Here is an 18,315-nt window from a genome sequence, read left to right as displayed (position 1 = left end):
GTCTTGCTTATGCTATTGGCCCATCTGACCGTTATCGTAGCTGAGCTGCCATTCAATCCCGAACTTGTCGGTCAGCTTGCCGTAGCATGGGCTCCAGAACGTTTCTTGCAGCTCCATTTCTACTTTGCCGCCTTCCTTCAAGCCGTTATAATACGCTTTAATATCATCGACGTTTTTGCTGACGACAGTCAGGTTGATATTATTGCCCGCTGTGAAAGGCATCCCGGGAAATGTATCGGAGAACATCACCGTGCTGCCGTCGATCACCAGCTTCGCATGCATGATCAGGTTCTTGGCGGCTTCCGGCAAAGTAAACTCAGGATTGGGAGGAGCCTCCCCAAAAGTCATCATATGCGGCTTCTCCGTCTTGAACACCTCAGCGTAAAATTCGACGGCCTCCCGGCAATTTCCGTTAAAATTCATGTATACTTCAATAGCCAACTGCTTCACTCTCCTTTTCATTATATAGGTTTGACCCTTATCGGGGACAGCATACATCTTTCCCGTTACCGGGCCGCACCAAACAGCGCTTGTCTGACAACGAGGCTGCTATCGGACAAGCGCTGAAGCTCCTGCATCTCAAACCCTTAGTTCTGCATCACGAAGTCGTTCTCGACCTTCACATTCTCGTCGTCAAACATCCGCAAAATCTCATATCGCGTGTTGCGCTGCGCAGGAATTTTGCCTGCCTGACGGATCAGGTCGAGGGTCGAGCCGATGTTGACTTTGTGCGTCGTTCCTGCGGCGGAAACAACGTTCTCCTCGATCATCGTCGAGCCGAAGTCGTTACAGCCATAGTGGAGCGACTGCTTGCCAACCTCAGGTCCCATCGTTACCCACGAGGATTGGAAGTTCTTGATGTTGTCCAGCATAAGACGGCTTATCGCGACATTTTTCAGGTAATCCTCGGCGCCCAGCTTCTCGGCCTTCAGATTCGTATTGTCCGGCTGGAAGGTCCAGGAGATAAAGGCCAGGAAGCCTTCGGACGGATGCCCGGCCCTGATGCATTCATCCTGCGCCTCGCGCACGCGCAGCATATGCATCGCGCGCTCTTCATAGGTTTCGCCGAAGCCGATAACCATCGTCGCCGTCGTGTTCATCCCGATGCGATGGGCCGTCTTCATCACGTCCATCCACTCGGTCCAGGAGCCCTTCTTGCGGCTGATCTTCCGCCGCGTACGGTCATCCAGGATCTCCGCACCGCCGCCCGGCAGCGAGTCCAGACCGGCTTCATGCAGCGCGCGGACAACCTCTTCAAGCGTCAGCCCTTCCGATACTTCCTTCATTTTCATGATCTCCGCGGGGGAGAAGGAATGCATCGTAATCTCCGGGAATCTTGCTTTGATTTCCCGGAGAATATTCGTATAGTAGGTGAAAGGAAGATCTGGATTCGTACCGCCCTGCATCAAAATCTCCGTACCCTTCACATCGATCGTTTCTTGAATTTTCTGGAAAATCGTCTCGTCCGGCAGCACATAACCTTCCTTGGAGCCAGGGGCGCGGTAGAAAGCACAGAACCGGCAGTAAACATCGCAAATATTCGTATAATTAACATTGCGCCCGATGACGAACGTTGTGATCGGGTCCGGATGGTAGCGCAGCATCATCTGATTAGCGGCATGTCCCATCTTCTCAATCTGATCCGATTCGTATAAAGCTACACAATCCTCTACGCTCAGCCGGTTGCCGGCGAGCGTTTGTTCCAATATCCGGTCGATGGAACTCATCGCAGTCATCTCCTTTATCCTTTCCATCGTATCATAAATCACCCGTATTTCGCTATAACTAAACCCAGCCATTTCCGAACATGCATTCGCCGTCGCGATATTTTGTTAAGAAACGTTCAAACCGCCCTTACGTCAAAACCGCCTGACGCTGCCGTCAGACATTCTATAGCAGTAAGCTAAGCAGGCTGACTCCTCCGATGCAGATTCAGTTTCTCCTTGAGCTGGCTCAGCCGGAGAACCCTTTCCTGACCGGGAATAAGCGGCCGCGGTTTTGCAGTAAAAGCCTTGCACCATATTCACATACATCTCGACCGGCATGTCCGCTTCCTCTTCGCGCTTGGCGCCTCCGGCGATCACTTCACAGTTGATAGGCTCAGCGACATGGAGCTGCGCCTTCAGCAGGAAGACGTTGAAAATTCCACTCCAAACGAAATAACCGCTGCAGCGCATAGGCTGCAGCGGTCATCTCCTTTTGCCCGGAATCGATCCGGACCGTTTATGCAGGAGCGTGCCGAGTTTGCTCCCGTGTCAGCTCTGCAAGGTCAGACCGGCTTCGACCTCTTGCTTGGCCAGTTCAATTGCTCTTGCCAGGTCGGCAATCAAATCCTCCACATGTTCAATTCCAACCGAATAACGAAGCAGCTTGTCGTCCACGCCGACCTTAAGCCGGATCTCCTCGGGGATGTCCGCATGGGTCTGGACTGCCGGATAAGTCATCAGCGATTCGACGCCGCCCAGGCTCTCGGCGAAGGCAATGAGCCGGATATGCCTCAGGATAGGCTCGATATAACGGGCATCCTTCATTTTAAAGGAGAAGATGCCGGTGTTGCCCGACGATTGTCTGCGCTGGACATCATGCCCCGGGTGCGAAGGAAGAGCCGGATAATAGACGACCTCTACGTCCGGATGCTGCTGCAAATATTCCGCGATCCGGGTCGCGTTATGCTCGTGGCGCTCCATGCGGATAGCCAGCGTCTTCATGCCGCGCATCAGCAGCCAGCTGTCCTGCGGGTTCAGCACCGCGCCGATCGAGTTGTGCAGGAACGCTATCTCCTCGGACAGCTCCTTGCCCTTCGTCACGATCAGACCGGCCAGCACATCGTTATGGCCGCCTAAATATTTCGTTGCGCTATGGACCACCACGTCCGCGCCAAGCTCGATCGGACGCTGGAAGAACGGCGTCAGCAGCGTATTGTCGACGATGGAGAGAATTCCTTTCGCTCTGGCCCATGCGCAAACTTTCTCGATATCCGTGATCATCATAAGCGGATTGGTCGGCGTCTCGATGACGATCGCCTTTGTGTTAGGCTGCGCAAGAGCCTCCAATGCCTCCAAGTCGTTGGTATCGACATAAGAAGCGGTAACGCCATAACGCGACATCACTTTCTCGATCAGCCGGTACGTGCCGCCATATAGATCCAGGGAAACGATCAGATGGTCACCCTGCCCGAACTTGGCGAACACGGTTTGCAGAGCGGCCATACCGGAGCTGCAGGCGAAGCCGGCATCCCCGGATTCGAGCTGAGCGATCGCATCCTCCAGCACTTTGCGCGTCGGGCTTTTCGTTCTCGCATAGTCGAAGCCCGTGCTTTTCCCCAGCTGAGGATGGCGGAAGGCTGTCGCCTGATAGATCGGGAAGCTGACAGCCCCGGTTACCGGCTCCTCCACAGAACCGATCTGAGCCAGCCTGCTCTCGATTTTCAACGGCTGCCTGTTATCACTCGAACTCATATAACGTAGTCCCCCTTATATAGATCGTAAGGCGTCTCTTGATATACATAATAGTTCAACCAGTTGGAGAACAACAGGTTCGCATGCGCCCGCCACGTGTTAAGCGGCGGTTTGGAAGGATCGTCGTTCGGGTAATAGTTTTTCGGTATCGCGATCTCCATGCCCTTGCTCACATCGCGGTCATATTCGGCCTTCAATGTACATGCGTCATATTCGGAATGTCCGGTTACGAAAATTTGCCTTCCATCGCGTGTTGCCGCAATATAGACGCCGGCATCCTCCGATTCGGACAAAATCTCCAGCTCTTCTACCGCCTCGATATCCTCGCGCCGAACCTCGGTATGGCGGGATTGCGGCGCCAGAAACATCTCGTCGAAGCCCCGTACGAGCTTTACATTGGGAGTAGTCACCGTGTGCGGGAATACGCCGAATATTTTCTCGGGGAGCCCGTACTTGTTTATCCCGAAATGGTGGTACAAGCCGGCTTGAGCCGCCCAGCATATATGGAGAGTGGAAGTGACGTTCGTCTTGCTCCAATCCATAATCTGCCGAAGCTCGTTCCAGTAGGTGACATCTTCGAAATCCATCGTTTCGACCGGAGCGCCGGTGATAATCATCCCATCCATCCGCTCGTATTTGATATCGTCGAACGTTTTGTAGAATTGCTGAAGATGCTCCGCAGAGGTGTTTTTGGACGTGTGGGTTTTCGGATGCACCAGCACGAACTCGACCTGCAGCGGCGTATTGCCGATAAGCCGGAGCAGCTGCGTTTCCGTCGTCTCCTTGGTAGGCATCAGATTCAGAATCACAATGCGAAGCGGACGAATATCCTGCTGAAACGCTACGCTCTCGTCCATGACAAAAATATTCTCATTACTCAGCACTTCCTTGGCGGGCAGATGGTCCGGAATTTTGATAGGCACCTGGATCACTCCTTTTCTTTTTGGATTCGAAATTTCTCGCACTCTGTGCTGGAGTCAGCCGCCGCGGATAAGCGCGGACAAATGAAAAAGGCCTTCTTCGCACGCACGAGAGAAAGGCCTTTGTATAATACATCGTCCTCTCTCATCTGTCAGAATCTTTGCCTGGAGAAGCTCCCCAGTAAAAGGCTCCGCAAGAATTAGCACCGTGCACAAGCTGGCAGCCGCCGCATCACCGCGAGGGGTGAGCTAACGCCATCTTGTGTCGGTTGCCGGGTATCATCGGGCTAGTCCCTCAACCTGCTCTTGATAAGAGTGTGAAACCGAATCTATTCAGTTAGTGTTGTAACGCTTAAGCTAAGCTTTCAATATAACTAATGTAATCGAAAATGCTTGGCGCGTCAAGCAGCAGCATGCACCAAAAAAGGGCTGTCGCCATAGTGTAGCACAAGAGGACTATCCTCATACAAATTGATTGTATTCTCAAAATTGAAGGGGTATACTAGACAAGTATTCGACAAACTTCTGCCTAAAGGGGTGCAGCTTTCGAATGGACGGAGACCCGATAAGTCGTTCCAACGATTCATATCGACATAAGAAGACCTGGATCGGAATCCGGCTGCTGCCCGCTTGGCATGCGCGTTCGTGAGAATACGTGGATGTGCCTAGACCCAGCGGATGGCGGCTCGCGATAGAGCTGCGGCTGCCGCGCTTTCCGATCAGGTAAACCGCGAAAGGGGTGAGACCTGTGAAGGCACGCTTGGTTCAAGACGGCATTTTTACACTTGTAGACGATATTACCCAAACGGTTGAAGCTCCCCAGCACGGCTTTTACTGGATTGACGCCGAGCCTGAGGATTTGGAGCTGCTGCAGCCCTTGTTTCATCTTCACGAGCTGGCTGTGGAGGATGTGCTCACCGAAGAGGAGCAGCGGCCCAAGATTGAGCTGTACGACACGCATTATTTTGTCGTGGTCAACAGCATCCGATTCGACGACGAGGAGATTTTCCTGCGCGCATTGAATATCTTTCTGGGCAAGCATTATATTATTACGATCACCCGGCAGAAAATCAACGAAATTCGCGCCCTCAAGCCTGTGCTGTGGGAAGAAGAGGTTACCGCTCCCGACCAGTTCCTGTATCATCTGATGGACCTGATCGTCGATAATTATACGATCGTCGGCGACCGGATCGAAGCGAAGATCGAGAAGCTTGAGGAAGATATTCTGATGCATACGAAGAAGTCGCATCTGAATGAAATCATCGGGCTGCGGAGCGAAATTCTTTGGTTGAAAAAAGTGCTTGTTCCTCAGAAAGAAGTTCTTAACACTTTAAATAAAAAAGATTTGAAGCTCATCAGCGAACCGCTGCGCAAATATTTCGGCGACATCTTCGAGAACGCCGTGAAAATATCCGAAACCTTCGACACCTTCCGCGATCTGATGGGCAACTTGCGCGAAGCCTATCAATCCAGCCTGGCAAGCCGGGCCAATGAAATCATGCGCGTGTTTACGGCGCTGACGACGATCTTCATGCCGCTCACCTTCATTACCGGCATATATGGGATGAATTTCGACTATATACCTGGCCTGCACTGGCAATATGGCGGAATGATCGCGGTTATAACAATGGTTTGCCTTGGTATGTTTATGTTATATATTTTCCGTAAGAAAGACTGGCTCTGACTCGCAGAGCCAGTTTTTTTGTGCGCAAATTCTAGCTGGCCTCCTCCTCTCTCGCACGGCGGTCCCGCTTCTCTTGACGGAACTTCAGGCGCAAGAAACGCAGCCATTCATAAGCAAGCTCCGTTTCCTTGGGGGTGAGCAGCTCCGGCTTGCGAATCTGCTGCAGAATCGGCTTCAAGTACCGGTCTCCTTGCTGCTCGAAGGCTTGCCAGGCCTGCTCGCGTTCGGAATCGGGAACACGCGCCAGGATGAGATCGATATACGGGCCAAGGTCATAGCCCTCTTTGTCCAATTCCTCGACCCAGCCGACCAGCTCCCGGCGCTGCACCTGAATTGTCGACTGCAGCTCGTCGAGCGTCTCACCGCGGGCGATGGCCTCGAGCAGCATACGCTTATTCTCCAGCTTATCGGACTCCGCCTTGCGCTTGCGCTCCTTCTCCTCCAGCAGCCAGCCATTCAACTTCAAGGGATCGATCTTGTCCCCGACCCAATCAAGCGGGAAAGCCGTGCTTCGTTCGACCTGGGCAGTCAAGGACAAAATATCCTTGGCGAACTTCCCTGCCCTGGCTTTCCCCATCCCCGGGATCTGGCGCAGCTCTTCCTCCGTGTGGGGGATGAAGGCGCTGATCATTTTCAACAGCCGGTTGGTTGCCACGATAAACGGCGCTTTGCCTTCCTGGGAGGCTTGTTTCAGTCTCCACTGTCTAAGCTCCTCATATAACGCCTCGTCGGCATGCCCTTCGCTGTAGAAATGGAGCATGCTGGTATAAGCGCTTCTCGCGTCCAAGGCGTCCAGCTCGCTGACGCGAACCTCCAGCAGCGGCTTGTAGCCTTCGCACTGCTTGGCTATCACCCGCTGCCGGAATGCGTTCAGCATTTCATCCCAATGAAGTCCTTCATACCATGACTCCTGAATCGACGCCCCGCTTTCCGTGTCCTCCGTCCACATCACATACCAAACCCCTTGCTGTTCACCGATAGAGACCCGGCCCGTGAAGACAACCCCTCGTTCATCCACCTTCTCCATACTGTTCAGAAACAACACATCCATCCCAAATCCCTCCCTGAAATTAAGTGTCATCAAACGCAAAAAAGCACCTCTCCTGCCGCTGCCGGCAAAAAAGAGGTGCTTCCTCATTGGACTGTTCAGTCCACGCGTTTGAAATTATTACCATACTATCACGAACCTGTATATACCGTCAATTGTTCAGCGAAATACGGGCGAACCTATGGTTTGGCTCGTTGGCGTTTAACGGGATAAAGCATCCCGCTAACGGATAACTTAATAACATAAATGATTCAGAAGCTCTGCAGCCCAGAAAGGAGGACATGCTCATGACCGCATCTGACAGCAATAATCAGGCCGGCTTTATCGAAGAGGCGCCCGAACGCAAATATACCGATCTGTCGACTGTCGAATCCTCGCGCAACGATTTGACCGCCGAGGAGTTTCCGGAAGGACCGTACGGCAGCGATCTGCTGACGGAATCCTTGGGCAAAAGCAGCCCTTGGAGAGAAGACCAGCGGCCCCCGAACTCCTTCACGTACGAAAACCGCGAGCTGCACGCCGGTCTTCCGCGGGAATATCCCGGCGACCATCCGACGCATGATTCCGAAGAGCCGTAATTCCGCATAGCCTTTCCACCCGGGACAATGCCTTATGGTTTAACGTTCTGAAATTATTAAAAAAGCCGTTCCGGGTAACAAACCCCGAAACGGCTTTCTGCTGACTGAAATTATACTTTCATGACGCCGCCCGTGCTGGCCGAAGTCACAAGCTTGGAGTAACGGGCCAAATAGCCTGTTTTGACCTTCGACTCGAAGCCCTTCCAATTCGCCTGCCGACGCGCCATCTCTTCATCGCTGATTTCCAGCTGAATGGTGCGGTTCTTCAAATCAAGCTCGATGATATCGCCATCCTCGACGAAGGCGATCGGACCGCCCTCAGCCGCTTCCGGCGAGATGTGGCCGATGCTGATGCCGCGGGATGCGCCCGAGAAGCGTCCGTCCGTGATCAGGCCGACCTTCGCGCCCAGACCCATGCCGACGATTTGCGAAGTTGGCGCCAGCATCTCCGGCATCCCCGGTCCGCCCTTCGGACCTTCGTAGCGGATAACGACAACATGGCCTTCCTTGACCTTGCCGTTCGCGATGCCTTCCAGAGCCGTCTCCTGGGAATCGAAGCAGATCGCAGGCCCTTTGTGGTAGCCGCCGACCGACTTGTCCACCGCGCCGACCTTGATGATCGAGCCGTTAGGAGCCAGGTTGCCGAACAATACGGCAAGGCCGCCTTCTTCCGAGTGCGGATTGTCCAGCGGACGGATGACATCCTGGTTCAAAATCTCGCAGCCGGCGACATTCTCAGCCAACGTCTTCCCGGTTACCGTAATCCGGGTGCCGTCGATAGCGCCCGGCTTCTTCAGCAGCTCGTTGAGGATAGCGCTCACGCCGCCCGCATTATGCACATCCTCGATGTGGTAGTCGGAGGCAGGGGCGATCTTCGCCAAATGCGGAACCCGCTTCGCCACTTCGTTGATGCGTTCGATCGGATATTCGAAGCCGGCTTCGTGTGCCAGCGCCAGTGTGTGAAGCACCGTGTTGGTCGAGCCGCCCATCGCCATATCAAGCGCAAACGCATTGTCGATCGCTTCGATCGTCACAATATCGCGAGGCTTGATGTCCAGCTTGATCAATTCCATCAGCTGCGTTGCCGAACGCTTCACGAACTCTCTGCGCTCGGGAGCAACCGCCAGAATCGTACCGTTGCCCGGCAGCGCAAGTCCAAGTCCTTCAGCCAGACAGTTCATCGAGTTGGCCGTGAACATGCCGGAACAGGAACCGCATGTCGGACATCCGTATTGCTCCAGCTCCTGCAAGCCCTTCTCGTCGATTTTACCGGCTTGATACGCGCCGACGCCTTCGAATACGGAGGACAAGGAGATCGAACGGCCGTCGCTTGTTTTACCGGCCTTCATCGGCCCGCCGCTGACGAACAGAGTCGGAATGTTCACGCGCAGCGCGCCCATCATCATCCCCGGTGTGATCTTATCGCAGTTCGGGATGCAGACCATGCCGTCGAACCAGTGAGCAGAGACGACCGTCTCCAGCGAGTCTGCAATAATCTCGCGGCTCGGCAGCGAATAACGCATGCCGATATGCCCCATCGCGATACCGTCATCGACGCCGATCGTGTTGAATTCGAATGGAACGCCGCCCGCTTCGCGGATCGCTTCCTTCACAATCTTGCCGAATTCCTGCAGGTGAACGTGACCCGGCACGATATCGATATAAGAGTTGCACACCGCTATAAACGGCTTATCGAAATCTTCTTCCTTGACTCCTGCTGCACGCAGCAAGCTGCGGTGCGGTGCGCGGTCGAAGCCTTTTTTGATCATGTCACTTCTCATTTTGGTCTTTGCCATCTCGAGGTGAGCCTCCGTTTCTATCAATTGCATCTCAATCAGAGCCATACGCTAACGTTAAACTCCGACCGGCTGCCTATTCTATTTCGCTCTATCGATTGTATCATGTTTCACCGCAAATGAAAACGAACAGCTTGCCCCAGTACCGGAATGCGGCATGCTGTCGCCGGGTCTTTGCCGCCATGCTCGCCCATCTGGTATAATGCGGATGACTGAAGGATGACAGCCAAAGAAAGCGGTGAACCCCGATATGACAGAATTCGATTATTTATATGACGGTTCAGAGGAAACCAAGACACGCTTCGTCTGCTTTGTTGGCGATACGATGAGGCGTTTCGACCTGGCGATTACGACGACCAACCGGTTCTACGGCAAGAAGCTGGTCACCGATATGCAGAGCGGCCGCACGGCCGTGCTCGGTCCGGATGATCTGGAAGCCGAGGGCTATCTGGAGCATGCGTACAAGCTGACTGAAGAAGAGGCCGCCGAGCTTGGCGAGTTTCTGAGCGCCATACTCGGACCGGTCCATTTCACCGACCTGTAGCCTGGACCCGTCGTGCAGGCCCTTTGACCGGACGGCAACCCCTTCCTGCAGCAATAACCGTCTCCCTGCACCGGAATTGCCGGCGCCGTGAGACGGTATTGACTTGCAGATGGGCAGCGAACCGTTCCGCCCCGGATCAGCGCTTCACAAGATCCTCGCGCACCGGCGTAAAGGTATCGAGCAGCTTGCTCGGAGCCAGCGCCTGGCAGCCGTGACGGGCTCCGCTCGGGATATAGATCGTTTCGCCGGCGACAATCACCTTCTTCTCCCCGTCCACGGTAAATTCCAGCTTGCCCTCCAGACAGTACGAAAACTGCTCATGCGGATGGCTGTGCTGATATCCTTCCGCCCCTTCTTCAAAATGAACTTCCATCATCATAATGCCTGCTCCAGGCTCGAAAATTTTGCGTTTCACGCCAGGCTCGGCATTCTCCCATACATTGATGTTGCTCATCTTCGCACACGTCCTTCACTCTAGGATAGGCGCCAGGCAAGGCGCGGTCGCTTCGATTATATCGCATTCCGCCCGCCCGGGCGCGGTACGTTTTTCAGGTTGTGTACGGTTTTCTTTGGCTCGTTATTCCCAGGCAAATTTTGTCGTCAGCACATCGGCGAATTTCTTGCTCTGCTCCCGCCGTTGTCTGCGCATCTCCGAACGATGCTCGGCCGTCTCGTGCAGACGGATTTCCTCCGCCGTTTCCGGGATGACGCGAGGAACCGCCACCGGCCGGTTCTGCTCATCCAGCGCCACGAAGGTCAGAAACGAAGTGGCCGCAATATCCCGCTCGCCGGTCCTCAGGTCCTCCTTAATGACCTTAACAAACACCTCCATCGAGCTTCTGCCCGTCCAGGTGACGAACGATTCGAAGCATACGGAATCCGTAGGCCGGATCGGCGTCAAGAAGTCGACCGAATCGGTGGATGCCGTCACGACGCTGCACCGGCAGTGCTTGTAAGCCGCGATGGAAGCGATATCGTCGATATAGGCCATCAGCTTGCCCCCGAATAACGTATTATGGTTGTTCACATCAGTGGGAAATACACGGTTTGTCTTGTAGCAGCGGGTTTCTTTCACATAACGTTCGATCATGGGCGGCATCTTCCTCCTCGGGGTGCTTGAGGCACGGCTTTTAACCCTGTACCCGTGCGCCTGCGTCTTGTCTTGCCAACATTATACATCGCAAACGTTCTCGGCGGCTAGAAGCAGCTGGCAGGCCAGCCGTCAACGCTTGTGTTATTGCTCTCGGCTCCCGCATCGGGTACACTTCTTACCATACGAGTTCATCCAGTTTTCTTTGCCAAAGGAGTTGCAGCCAAGTGGCCCAAAACCGACGTTTGCTCACGGATCAGGATTTTCAGGAAGCGATGGATCGTCAGCGCCGCATCCGCGTGTTTGAGCAAGACCATGTCGTTGACTTCGGCGGAATCATCGTCCGCTTTACCGAGGATACGGTCGTCATCCAAGCCGGGGTCGGCGATGTGGCTTATCATTCACGCAGCGCCTGCGAATTTTTCGAGATGCGCAAGTAACGCCACGCTGAAGAAGAGGCTGTCCCTATGCAGGGCTCAGCCTCTTTTAACGTATGGCGGGATAGTTGTCCTATGACTTTGTTTTATTGTTCGCTCGGAGACCTATATTGTAACGGATGTTCCGCGCAAATCTTTCTTGGCGGCCGCAGGTCGGGACCATTCAATTTTATGTTATAATCCAGTAAAACTGCTGTATCAGAAGGAGGGGTAGTTGTTTAGTGTTCTCAACGAAAAAAATGTATGTTTTTATTTCTATCTTAGTTATATTGATATGCGGATGTTCAGATACTCCTAAGACTCAAAAGGAAATTCCTCATTTAGAAGGGGGACTATTTGAGCTGAAATTTGAAATTCCTGACGCAAAATTAAAAAGTAATGAAAGGGTTCCAATAAAGACATCGCTGCAAAATTTAACCGATGAAAAACTTACTATTGAGCATGCTTCTGTAATGGCTTTTATTTATGTCTATGATTTAAAAGGGAATGTCGTAAAGATTAATCCTGATGCAATCCTCTCAATCGCTGTTGAAAAAACCATTAACCCTTCGGAGATATATGAACCGGGTACAGAATTGCCGCCAGATCAACAGAGATCCATATCTCTATCTGGCCCTGGAGAATACATTCTTCAGGCTAAAAGTGAATTAAGATTAAAGGGAATAATCGAAAACCAATATATCCCCTATACAGTTGTTTCAAAACCTATCTTAGTTGAGGTTTACTAAAAAGCGTGCTCAACGATTCGCCTGAAGCCCGTATCCCAAGGCCCGGCCGCCACCGGGCTGAATGACTCGGCCCGGTCCTCTTGGGGTAAGCGCAAAATAGCCCCCATCTATCAAAAGAATGGGGGTGTATCATTAAGCGAGAAGCTCTCCTTGTTGGACAACTCCTTGTTCCAGTACCGCTTTGGATGCGGCCTCACGCTCCACAAGTCCGGCATTGCTTCGACAATGAAATGTTGAGTGGCTCGCCGGCGTGTCCTGTTAAGGCTAAGACACCGCCGTCAGCCGTTCGACTTCCTTCACCAGGCTGTTCAGCTCCAGCTCCGTGAACTTGTCATGGACCTTCCGGAAGTCGGGGCTCCACAGGCTTTCTTCGAGCGCACATTCAATCGGAGCTTCACAGTAAATAGTCGCGAGCTCCCGGCACAGATGCAGCATCTCCAGATCAGCCTCAATCTTGGTCTTCACGGACTTGGCAAGCAGCCCCAGATTGGCAACGATCCCGTCGATGGACCCGTGCTCCAGCAGCAGCTTGACGGCCGTTTTCTCGCCGATTCCCTTCACGCCAGGGTAGTTGTCGCTGGTGTCTCCGATCAGGCCCTTCAAGTCAATAAACTGCGCAGCAGTCAATTGCTTCTCCGCCAGCAGCGTCTCGGGGTCGTAGACCGCGTAGTTGGAAGCGCCTTTCTTCATGATGATGACCTTCACCCGCTCCGACACCAGCTGCAGCATATCGTGATCGCCGGTCAATACATGCACGTCGCTATCGACCCCGAACTTACGTGACAACGTGCCGATGCAGTCGTCCGCCTCGTAGCCGGCTATCCCGACATTCGGGATGTCGAAGCTCGCCACGACCTCCTTCACCAGCTCAAACTGGGGAATCAATTCAAGCGGAGCTTCCGGGCGGTTCGCCTTGTAGTTCGTAAATTTCTCCGTCCGAAACGTTTTGCTGCCCATATCCCAGCAGCAGATAACATGCGTCGGCTTGAACGTTTTGATCGCGTCAAGCAGGTATTTCATAAAGCCGAATACGGCATTGGTCGGCAGCCCTGCTTTCGTCTTGCGGATATAGCCGCCGTAAGAGTTGGCATAGTAGCCGCGGAACAGCAGCGCCATCCCGTCAACCAGCAGCACATTATTTGAGCCCGGCAACTGGGCTGCAGGTATTGCAGAAGCTTCCATAATCAGTTATCGCTCCATCTTTTTTTACTCCAGTATATCACAGCTTGTACCGCTGCTCGACCCCTGAGCCGGAGAAATATCCCACAGAACATGACCCGGCTGGAGCTCTATCTCCCGAAAACCGGCCATGCTGCGGGCTTGATGGCGGATCGGCTTGGCGCTGCCCATCAGGAGCATGTTCCTAATATCCCCCGCTCCCTCCGAAGGCAGCACGAAGGCTCCTGTATACGCGTATACCCCGTCAAGCGTTGCATGGATGGCGCAGATGAGCGGGTCATGCTCCCCCTTGCCCGTCAGGTTCATGATGATCGCTCCCTCCGGGTCCAGCTGCTCGCGCGCCAGGCTGAAAAACTCCCGCGATGTCAGATGCCGGGGCGTGCCTTTCTCCGTAAAAGCATCCAGCACGATGTAATCGAAGGTATGCGGCTTCTCCTCTGCCAGCAGTTGACGGCCATCTCCTACGGTCACGTTGTCTCCGCTATACCCGAACCATGCCCTGCTTATGGCCACCACTTCGCCGTCAATCTCCGCCACCTTGCACCGCTTGTCAGTCAAGCGGCCGGCAAGCATTCCGGTTCCATGGCCGATCATAAATACATCCTCAAAAGCCGGATCATTGATCTCCATCAGGTGAAGGATCGCCCGCGGGTATTCGAATACCATACGTTCCGGCCGGTTCAGATCCATCGCACCCTGAATGGCTTCATTCGAGAATTGCAGCACGCGGAAGCTCCCCTTCTCGCCATATAATTCCGGCACATCGCATACCGTTATCTCTTGATCGCCGCTGCTCGTCCTATATCTTATGTGCATGCAGATCGTCAGCTTCTCCCCTCAAGCAAGGCTTCCCCATACGGAGCTTATAAACTCGCCCATCCGGCGAACAGCTTCCTGCAGCCTCTCCTCCTCCTGGACCAGCGCAATTCTGACATAACCCTCGCCTTCTTGGCCAAATGCGTCGCCGGGAATAACAACGACGCCGGCGGAATACAGCATTTCCCGGGAAATTTGTCGAGATGTCCAGCCGGACGGAATCGGCGCCCAGATGAACATCGAAGCCTTCGGCTTGCGGATATCCCAGCCGTATTGACGCAATCCGTCGATCACAATATCCCGGCGGCGCTCGTATAGCGCAGCTACGGACCGGCTGCCCGGCTCCATATCCTCTCTCATCGCCTCGATTCCGGCGCGCTGAACGGCCAGAAAGACGCCGTAATCCATATTCGACTTGAGCGTGCGCAGCGCGCGCACCACATCCGGCTGTCCGACCATAAACGCAATCCGGCAGCCTGCCATATTAAAGCTTTTCGACAAAGAATGGAATTCGACGGCAACCTCTTTGGCGCCTTCGACCTCCAGGATGCTTGGAGGCACGAAGCCGTCGAAGGCCATCTCCGAATAAGCGACATCATGAACGAGCAGCAGCTCATGTTCCCGGGCAAACTCGACAAGCTTCTCGAAAAACGGCAGCGTCGCTACGGCGGACAACGGATTGCTCGGGTAGTTCAGCAGCATAAACTTGGTCTGCTTCAGCACCGCCTCCGGTATTTCGTCCAGCTGCGGCAGGTAATCATGCTCTTCCCGGAGCGGGACGAGATAAGGCTTCACCCCGGCCAGCACCAAGCTCGCCGAATAGATCGGATAACCCGGGTCCGGCACGATCGCCATATCTCCGGGGTCGGTGACGGCAAGCGCCAGATGCGCCAGACCGTCCTGAGAGCCCATCAGCGCGACCACCTCGGTGTCCGGGTCCAGTTGAACCCCGAAGCGGTGCCGGTACCACTGAGCCACCGTTAGACGAAATTCCGGCGTTCCCTCCGTACCCGGATACCCATATTGCGCCGGATCGAGCGCCGCCTCAACCAGCGCCTGCCGGACCCGTTCGGACGGTCCACGGTCCGGGCTTCCGATGCCCAGGTCGATGACATCGACTCCTTGAGCCGTCACTTCCTGCTTCCACTTCGCCACCTCAGAAAAAATAGCCGAACCAAGTTCGGCCAGTCGTTTCGATTCCCAACGCTTCATCGCTTTATCGCTCCTCCTACGATCTTCCCTGCTTCGTTCCGGGCCGGGCGTCTCCGGCACATCTCCCGGCCATCAGCGCTTAGCGCCCGAAGAAACTGATTCCGGACAGCTCGTGCACGCTAAACATCATCGCCAGCAGCACGGCGGCGAGGGAGATATAACCGATCCCGAATTTCCATCTTACAGCAGGCGGAACTTCATAATATTTATCGTTATCGTACGGGGAATAATCGACCTGGCAATGGATAGCGAGCTGCAAGCCATCTTCCTTCTGTATGCGCTCCAGGCCGGTAACATGGGCACGGTGAATGATTCCCTGCTGCGTCATGGGCACGGTTCCGTGAAACTGCAGCCCTTCCCAATACAGCTCTACGCGCTGCGTCTCATCCTGCAGATCCGTATAAGTCTTGAAGGGCAGCTCGCGCTTATGCTCCGGTCCGGGAATCAAATACCCCTGCTCGATCAAAGGCTCGGCAGGCACCATAAAGGTCAGGCTCACGGCCCGGATGTCGTGAGGCTCGCCTCCCTTGCGGTTTTTGACATATTTCACATACAGATCATAGGCAAACATGGCCCAAATAATGCCGAACAGCCAGCTGCGCAAATAAACAATAACGACAAGTCCTCCGATCAGACCGACCAGCCAAAGCCACCGTGTAACGGCCGTCGCGATCCGCCCTCCGTCCAGCGGATGAATGGGCAGCAGATTGATAAGATTCAGGAAAAAGCCCGTATACGCCAGGCTGTACAACAGCCCGCTGTCTGTCGCATAGGCCGCAGCGAAAACGACAGCCGCGCCTATCGTGCCGACGAGCGGTCCGCCCATTGCCACATACGCTTCGGTAGCCGCATCCCGCGGATGGCGCTTCATATTGATCATCGCGCCCAGGAACGGGATGAATACCGGGGCGCTGACCGGCAGTCCCTTGCGCTTGGATGCCCATACATGGCCCATCTCATGGACGAGAATGAGCAGGACGAAGCCTACGGCAAACTGCCAAGGGAAGCGCAGCGCATACGCCCAGATGGAGACGGCCATCGTGATGATCGCGCCCCCGGCTTTCCCCAGCTTGAGCAGCGGGAGAATGGCCTTCAGCTGCGACAGGATAAACATGGCGGCCGCGCCGATGTACCAGAGCGGACTTTGTTTTTTTCGATTCGATTGCTGCAAGGTACTCCCACACCCCTTTGGTTTTTGACTTTAACGGCTCCAAGCCTCGGCATAAGCTTCCGGCTTGAAGCCTATGGTGACGCGTTTGCCGTCGGTTACGATCGGCCTTTTGATCAACATGCCGTGCGACGAAAGCAGCTCCAGCTTTTCTTCCTTCGACATGCCTGCCAGCTTGTCTTTGAGCTGGAGCTCCTTGTACACCTCGCCGGAGGTGTTAAACCATTTCTTCATATCCAAACCGCTCAGCGCAATCAGCTCATCCAGCACTTGAGGGCTTGGGGGAGTTTCCTTGATATGGATGCGGTCGAGCTTCCATCCCTCGTTCTGCAACCATTTCACGGCGCTGCGGCAGGTTCCGCAGGGCGGGTATTCGTAGATCGTTATATGATCGGCCGGTGTTGTCATCATCTCATCCTTTTCTAGAACATATTCGTGTTTCGGGGCCTGATGCCCTATTCATTATAACGATGAACATCCGTTTGCTGCAAATACGCCTGCAAGACCAAGGTAAGCTCGACGGCACAACAGCGGCGAGCCCGGCGCTTCATGCCCGCCTTGTCGAAATGGACGCTTAAGCGGCTTGATCGGCTTCTCGCTTACTCCCTGTTGCAACCTGGCGCATGTACCGCCATAATGGATGACAATGGGAAACGCCTCGGAATGAGGCCAGTTTAAGGAGTGCTTATGATCTATTTGTTAAAAGCGTTGTACAGCTTTCTGCTGCCCCCCGGCCTGCTAATACTGCTGCTTGCTCTGCTCGCCGCCTTCATCGCCATCCGCATGAACCGGCGAGCCGGGCTGCTCGTCGGCGCCGCCGCCCTGCTGCTGTACATGTTCTCCGTGCCGGTCGTCGCCGATGCGGTGATCGGCCGGCTCGAGCAGCGTTATGAGCCGCCCGTGGCCATTACGGGGGATGCTTACGTCGTGCTCGGCGGCGGCTCCCTGGCTTCCGTCCCTAGCCCTGCCGGAGAAGGGCAGCTATCGGGAGAGACGCTGCAGCGGGTCGTCACCGCCGTTCAGTTGTATAAACGGCAGCCTTTGCCCATCGTCTTCTCCGGAGGCCAAGTATATGCCGCCTCGGGCAATGAAGGTCGGTTGGCCAAACGGATGCTTGTCGAGCTTGGAATCCCGGAAGACCGAATTCTGCTCGATGACACGAGCCGCAATACCCGGGAGAACGCCCGCAACACCCGGGAGCTATTGCAGCGGCATGGACTGAGCCGGCCGGTGCTGATCACATCGGCGTTCCATATGGCCAGAGCGGTCAGCCATTTCAACGCCGAGAACGTCGCCGTGCTTCCTTATCCGACAGATTTCCGCACAAGCAGGGGCGAGCATCCCCGGGCGTTTACCCAGCTCTGGACGCCGCAAGCTTCCGCGCTGGAGAAGATGTCGCTTGCCCTGAAGGAATATCTCGGCATGCTGCAATAAGCGGGAGTACAGGCCGTCTCAGCCGCCCAGCCGGGCAAAGGCTTACGCGGGCCAGCCTCTGTACAAACAACTTCCTGTCCAACTTGTATACGTCGCAAAAACGCAAGCCGTTCCGTTTGTATGGCGGAATGGCTTGCGTTTTTGTCTGTTGCGGCATAGCGGAGCTTGCCGGCCGGCAGAGCTTCGCGTATTCGGCGCTTCCTTGACCGCCTTAGGCGGCCGT

19 protein-coding genes and 1 riboswitch are annotated in these 18,315 nt (G+C 54.7%); of the genes, 6 read left to right on the top strand and 13 right to left on the bottom strand.

Features of this window, described 5'->3' with window-relative positions; genetic code table 11:
• Positions 1-12: 12 nt before the first annotated feature.
• The 4 genes from BLR08_RS00500 to metA all read right to left on the bottom strand — a co-directional run bounded on the left by BLR08_RS00500 (position 13) and on the right by metA (position 4,381).
• Positions 13-423 carry a VOC family protein gene (locus BLR08_RS00500; RefSeq protein WP_371117075.1) on the bottom strand — a complete coding sequence of 137 codons (411 nt, stop codon included), beginning with the start codon at positions 421-423 and terminating at the stop codon, positions 13-15.
• Between the two features lie 164 nt (positions 424-587).
• Positions 588-1,727: a cyclic dehypoxanthinyl futalosine synthase gene (gene mqnC, locus BLR08_RS00495; protein ID WP_072329935.1), complete on the bottom strand. Its 1,140-nt coding sequence runs from the start codon at positions 1,725-1,727 to the stop codon at positions 588-590.
• A gap of 528 nt (positions 1,728-2,255) precedes the next feature.
• Positions 2,256-3,458, bottom strand: coding sequence for an aminotransferase class I/II-fold pyridoxal phosphate-dependent enzyme (locus BLR08_RS00485; RefSeq protein ID WP_072329931.1), 1,203 nt, complete (start codon positions 3,456-3,458; stop codon positions 2,256-2,258).
• Positions 3,455-4,381 (bottom strand): homoserine O-acetyltransferase MetA, encoded by a 927-nt coding sequence (gene metA / locus BLR08_RS00480; protein WP_072329929.1) that lies wholly within the window; start codon positions 4,379-4,381, stop codon positions 3,455-3,457. The genes BLR08_RS00485 and metA overlap by 4 nt, the downstream gene beginning before the upstream one ends.
• Positions 4,382-4,520: 139 nt before the next feature.
• Positions 4,521-4,694, bottom strand: a riboswitch (SAM riboswitch).
• A gap of 432 nt (positions 4,695-5,126) precedes the next feature.
• Here metA and corA point away from each other — a divergent pair.
• Positions 5,127-6,062 (top strand): magnesium/cobalt transporter CorA, encoded by a 936-nt coding sequence (gene corA, locus BLR08_RS00475; RefSeq protein ID WP_072329927.1) that lies wholly within the window; start codon positions 5,127-5,129, stop codon positions 6,060-6,062.
• A gap of 31 nt (positions 6,063-6,093) precedes the next feature.
• Here the strand turns inward: corA and BLR08_RS00470 are convergent, their stop codons facing one another.
• A complete protein-coding gene (locus BLR08_RS00470; protein ID WP_072329925.1) occupies positions 6,094-7,113 on the bottom strand; it encodes an HRDC domain-containing protein in 1,020 nt (339 codons plus the stop codon).
• A gap of 284 nt (positions 7,114-7,397) precedes the next feature.
• Here BLR08_RS00470 and BLR08_RS00465 point away from each other — a divergent pair, with 284 nt between their 5' ends.
• Positions 7,398-7,688, top strand: a complete 291-nt coding sequence (locus BLR08_RS00465) for a hypothetical protein (protein WP_090585812.1) — start codon at positions 7,398-7,400, stop codon at positions 7,686-7,688.
• 110 nt (positions 7,689-7,798) lie between these two features.
• On the opposite strand, the gene ilvD is transcribed toward BLR08_RS00465, so the two are convergent.
• Positions 7,799-9,484: a dihydroxy-acid dehydratase gene (ilvD, locus tag BLR08_RS00460; protein WP_072330330.1), complete on the bottom strand. Its 1,686-nt coding sequence runs from the start codon at positions 9,482-9,484 to the stop codon at positions 7,799-7,801.
• A gap of 250 nt (positions 9,485-9,734) precedes the next feature.
• On the opposite strand from ilvD, the gene BLR08_RS00455 reads away from it, so the two are divergent.
• The gene (locus tag BLR08_RS00455) at positions 9,735-10,028 is read left to right on the top strand and encodes a DUF3055 domain-containing protein (RefSeq protein ID WP_072329921.1); all 294 of its coding nucleotides are present in this window, start codon (positions 9,735-9,737) and stop codon (positions 10,026-10,028) included.
• Between the two features lie 136 nt (positions 10,029-10,164).
• On the opposite strand, the gene BLR08_RS00450 is transcribed toward BLR08_RS00455, so the two are convergent.
• Positions 10,165-10,482 carry a cupin domain-containing protein gene (locus tag BLR08_RS00450; RefSeq protein ID WP_072329919.1) on the bottom strand — a complete coding sequence of 106 codons (318 nt, stop codon included), beginning with the start codon at positions 10,480-10,482 and terminating at the stop codon, positions 10,165-10,167.
• Positions 10,483-10,605: 123 nt separating this feature from the next.
• The gene (locus tag BLR08_RS00445; RefSeq protein WP_072329917.1) at positions 10,606-11,118 is read right to left on the bottom strand and encodes an acyl-CoA thioesterase; all 513 of its coding nucleotides are present in this window, start codon (positions 11,116-11,118) and stop codon (positions 10,606-10,608) included.
• Positions 11,119-11,345: 227 nt separating this feature from the next.
• Here BLR08_RS00445 and BLR08_RS00440 point away from each other — a divergent pair, with 227 nt between their 5' ends.
• Positions 11,346-11,558 carry a hypothetical protein gene (locus BLR08_RS00440; protein WP_072329915.1) on the top strand — a complete coding sequence of 71 codons (213 nt, stop codon included), beginning with the start codon at positions 11,346-11,348 and terminating at the stop codon, positions 11,556-11,558.
• A gap of 218 nt (positions 11,559-11,776) precedes the next feature.
• Positions 11,777-12,283 carry a hypothetical protein gene (locus tag BLR08_RS00435; protein ID WP_072329913.1) on the top strand — a complete coding sequence of 169 codons (507 nt, stop codon included), beginning with the start codon at positions 11,777-11,779 and terminating at the stop codon, positions 12,281-12,283.
• 264 nt (positions 12,284-12,547) lie between these two features.
• On the opposite strand, the gene BLR08_RS00430 is transcribed toward BLR08_RS00435, so the two are convergent.
• The 5 genes from BLR08_RS00430 to BLR08_RS00410 all read right to left on the bottom strand — a co-directional run bounded on the left by BLR08_RS00430 (position 12,548) and on the right by BLR08_RS00410 (position 17,069).
• Positions 12,548-13,465, bottom strand: a complete 918-nt coding sequence (locus BLR08_RS00430; protein ID WP_072329911.1) for a 5'-3' exonuclease — start codon at positions 13,463-13,465, stop codon at positions 12,548-12,550.
• A 24-nt stretch (positions 13,466-13,489) separates the two neighbouring features.
• Positions 13,490-14,278: a spermidine synthase gene (locus BLR08_RS00425; protein ID WP_072329909.1), complete on the bottom strand. Its 789-nt coding sequence runs from the start codon at positions 14,276-14,278 to the stop codon at positions 13,490-13,492.
• Positions 14,279-14,299: 21 nt separating this feature from the next.
• Positions 14,300-15,490 carry an aminotransferase class I/II-fold pyridoxal phosphate-dependent enzyme gene (locus BLR08_RS00420; protein WP_072329907.1) on the bottom strand — a complete coding sequence of 397 codons (1,191 nt, stop codon included), beginning with the start codon at positions 15,488-15,490 and terminating at the stop codon, positions 14,300-14,302.
• 79 nt (positions 15,491-15,569) lie between these two features.
• Positions 15,570-16,604 (bottom strand): site-2 protease family protein, encoded by a 1,035-nt coding sequence (locus tag BLR08_RS00415; RefSeq protein ID WP_256257597.1) that lies wholly within the window; start codon positions 16,602-16,604, stop codon positions 15,570-15,572.
• An 87-nt stretch (positions 16,605-16,691) separates the two neighbouring features.
• Positions 16,692-17,069, bottom strand: coding sequence for an arsenate reductase family protein (locus BLR08_RS00410; protein WP_371117007.1), 378 nt, complete (start codon positions 17,067-17,069; stop codon positions 16,692-16,694).
• Between the two features lie 276 nt (positions 17,070-17,345).
• On the opposite strand from BLR08_RS00410, the gene BLR08_RS00405 reads away from it, so the two are divergent.
• A complete protein-coding gene (locus BLR08_RS00405; RefSeq protein ID WP_072329902.1) occupies positions 17,346-18,092 on the top strand; it encodes a YdcF family protein in 747 nt (248 codons plus the stop codon).
• Positions 18,093-18,315: the final 223 nt, after the last annotated feature.

The sequence above is a fragment of the Paenibacillus sp. cl123 genome (assembly GCF_900101595.1).
Classification (GTDB): domain Bacteria; phylum Bacillota; class Bacilli; order Paenibacillales; family NBRC-103111; genus Paenibacillus_G.
The sequence above is the reverse complement of the archived record's forward strand: the minus strand, read 5'-3'. Positions and strand labels throughout refer to the sequence as shown.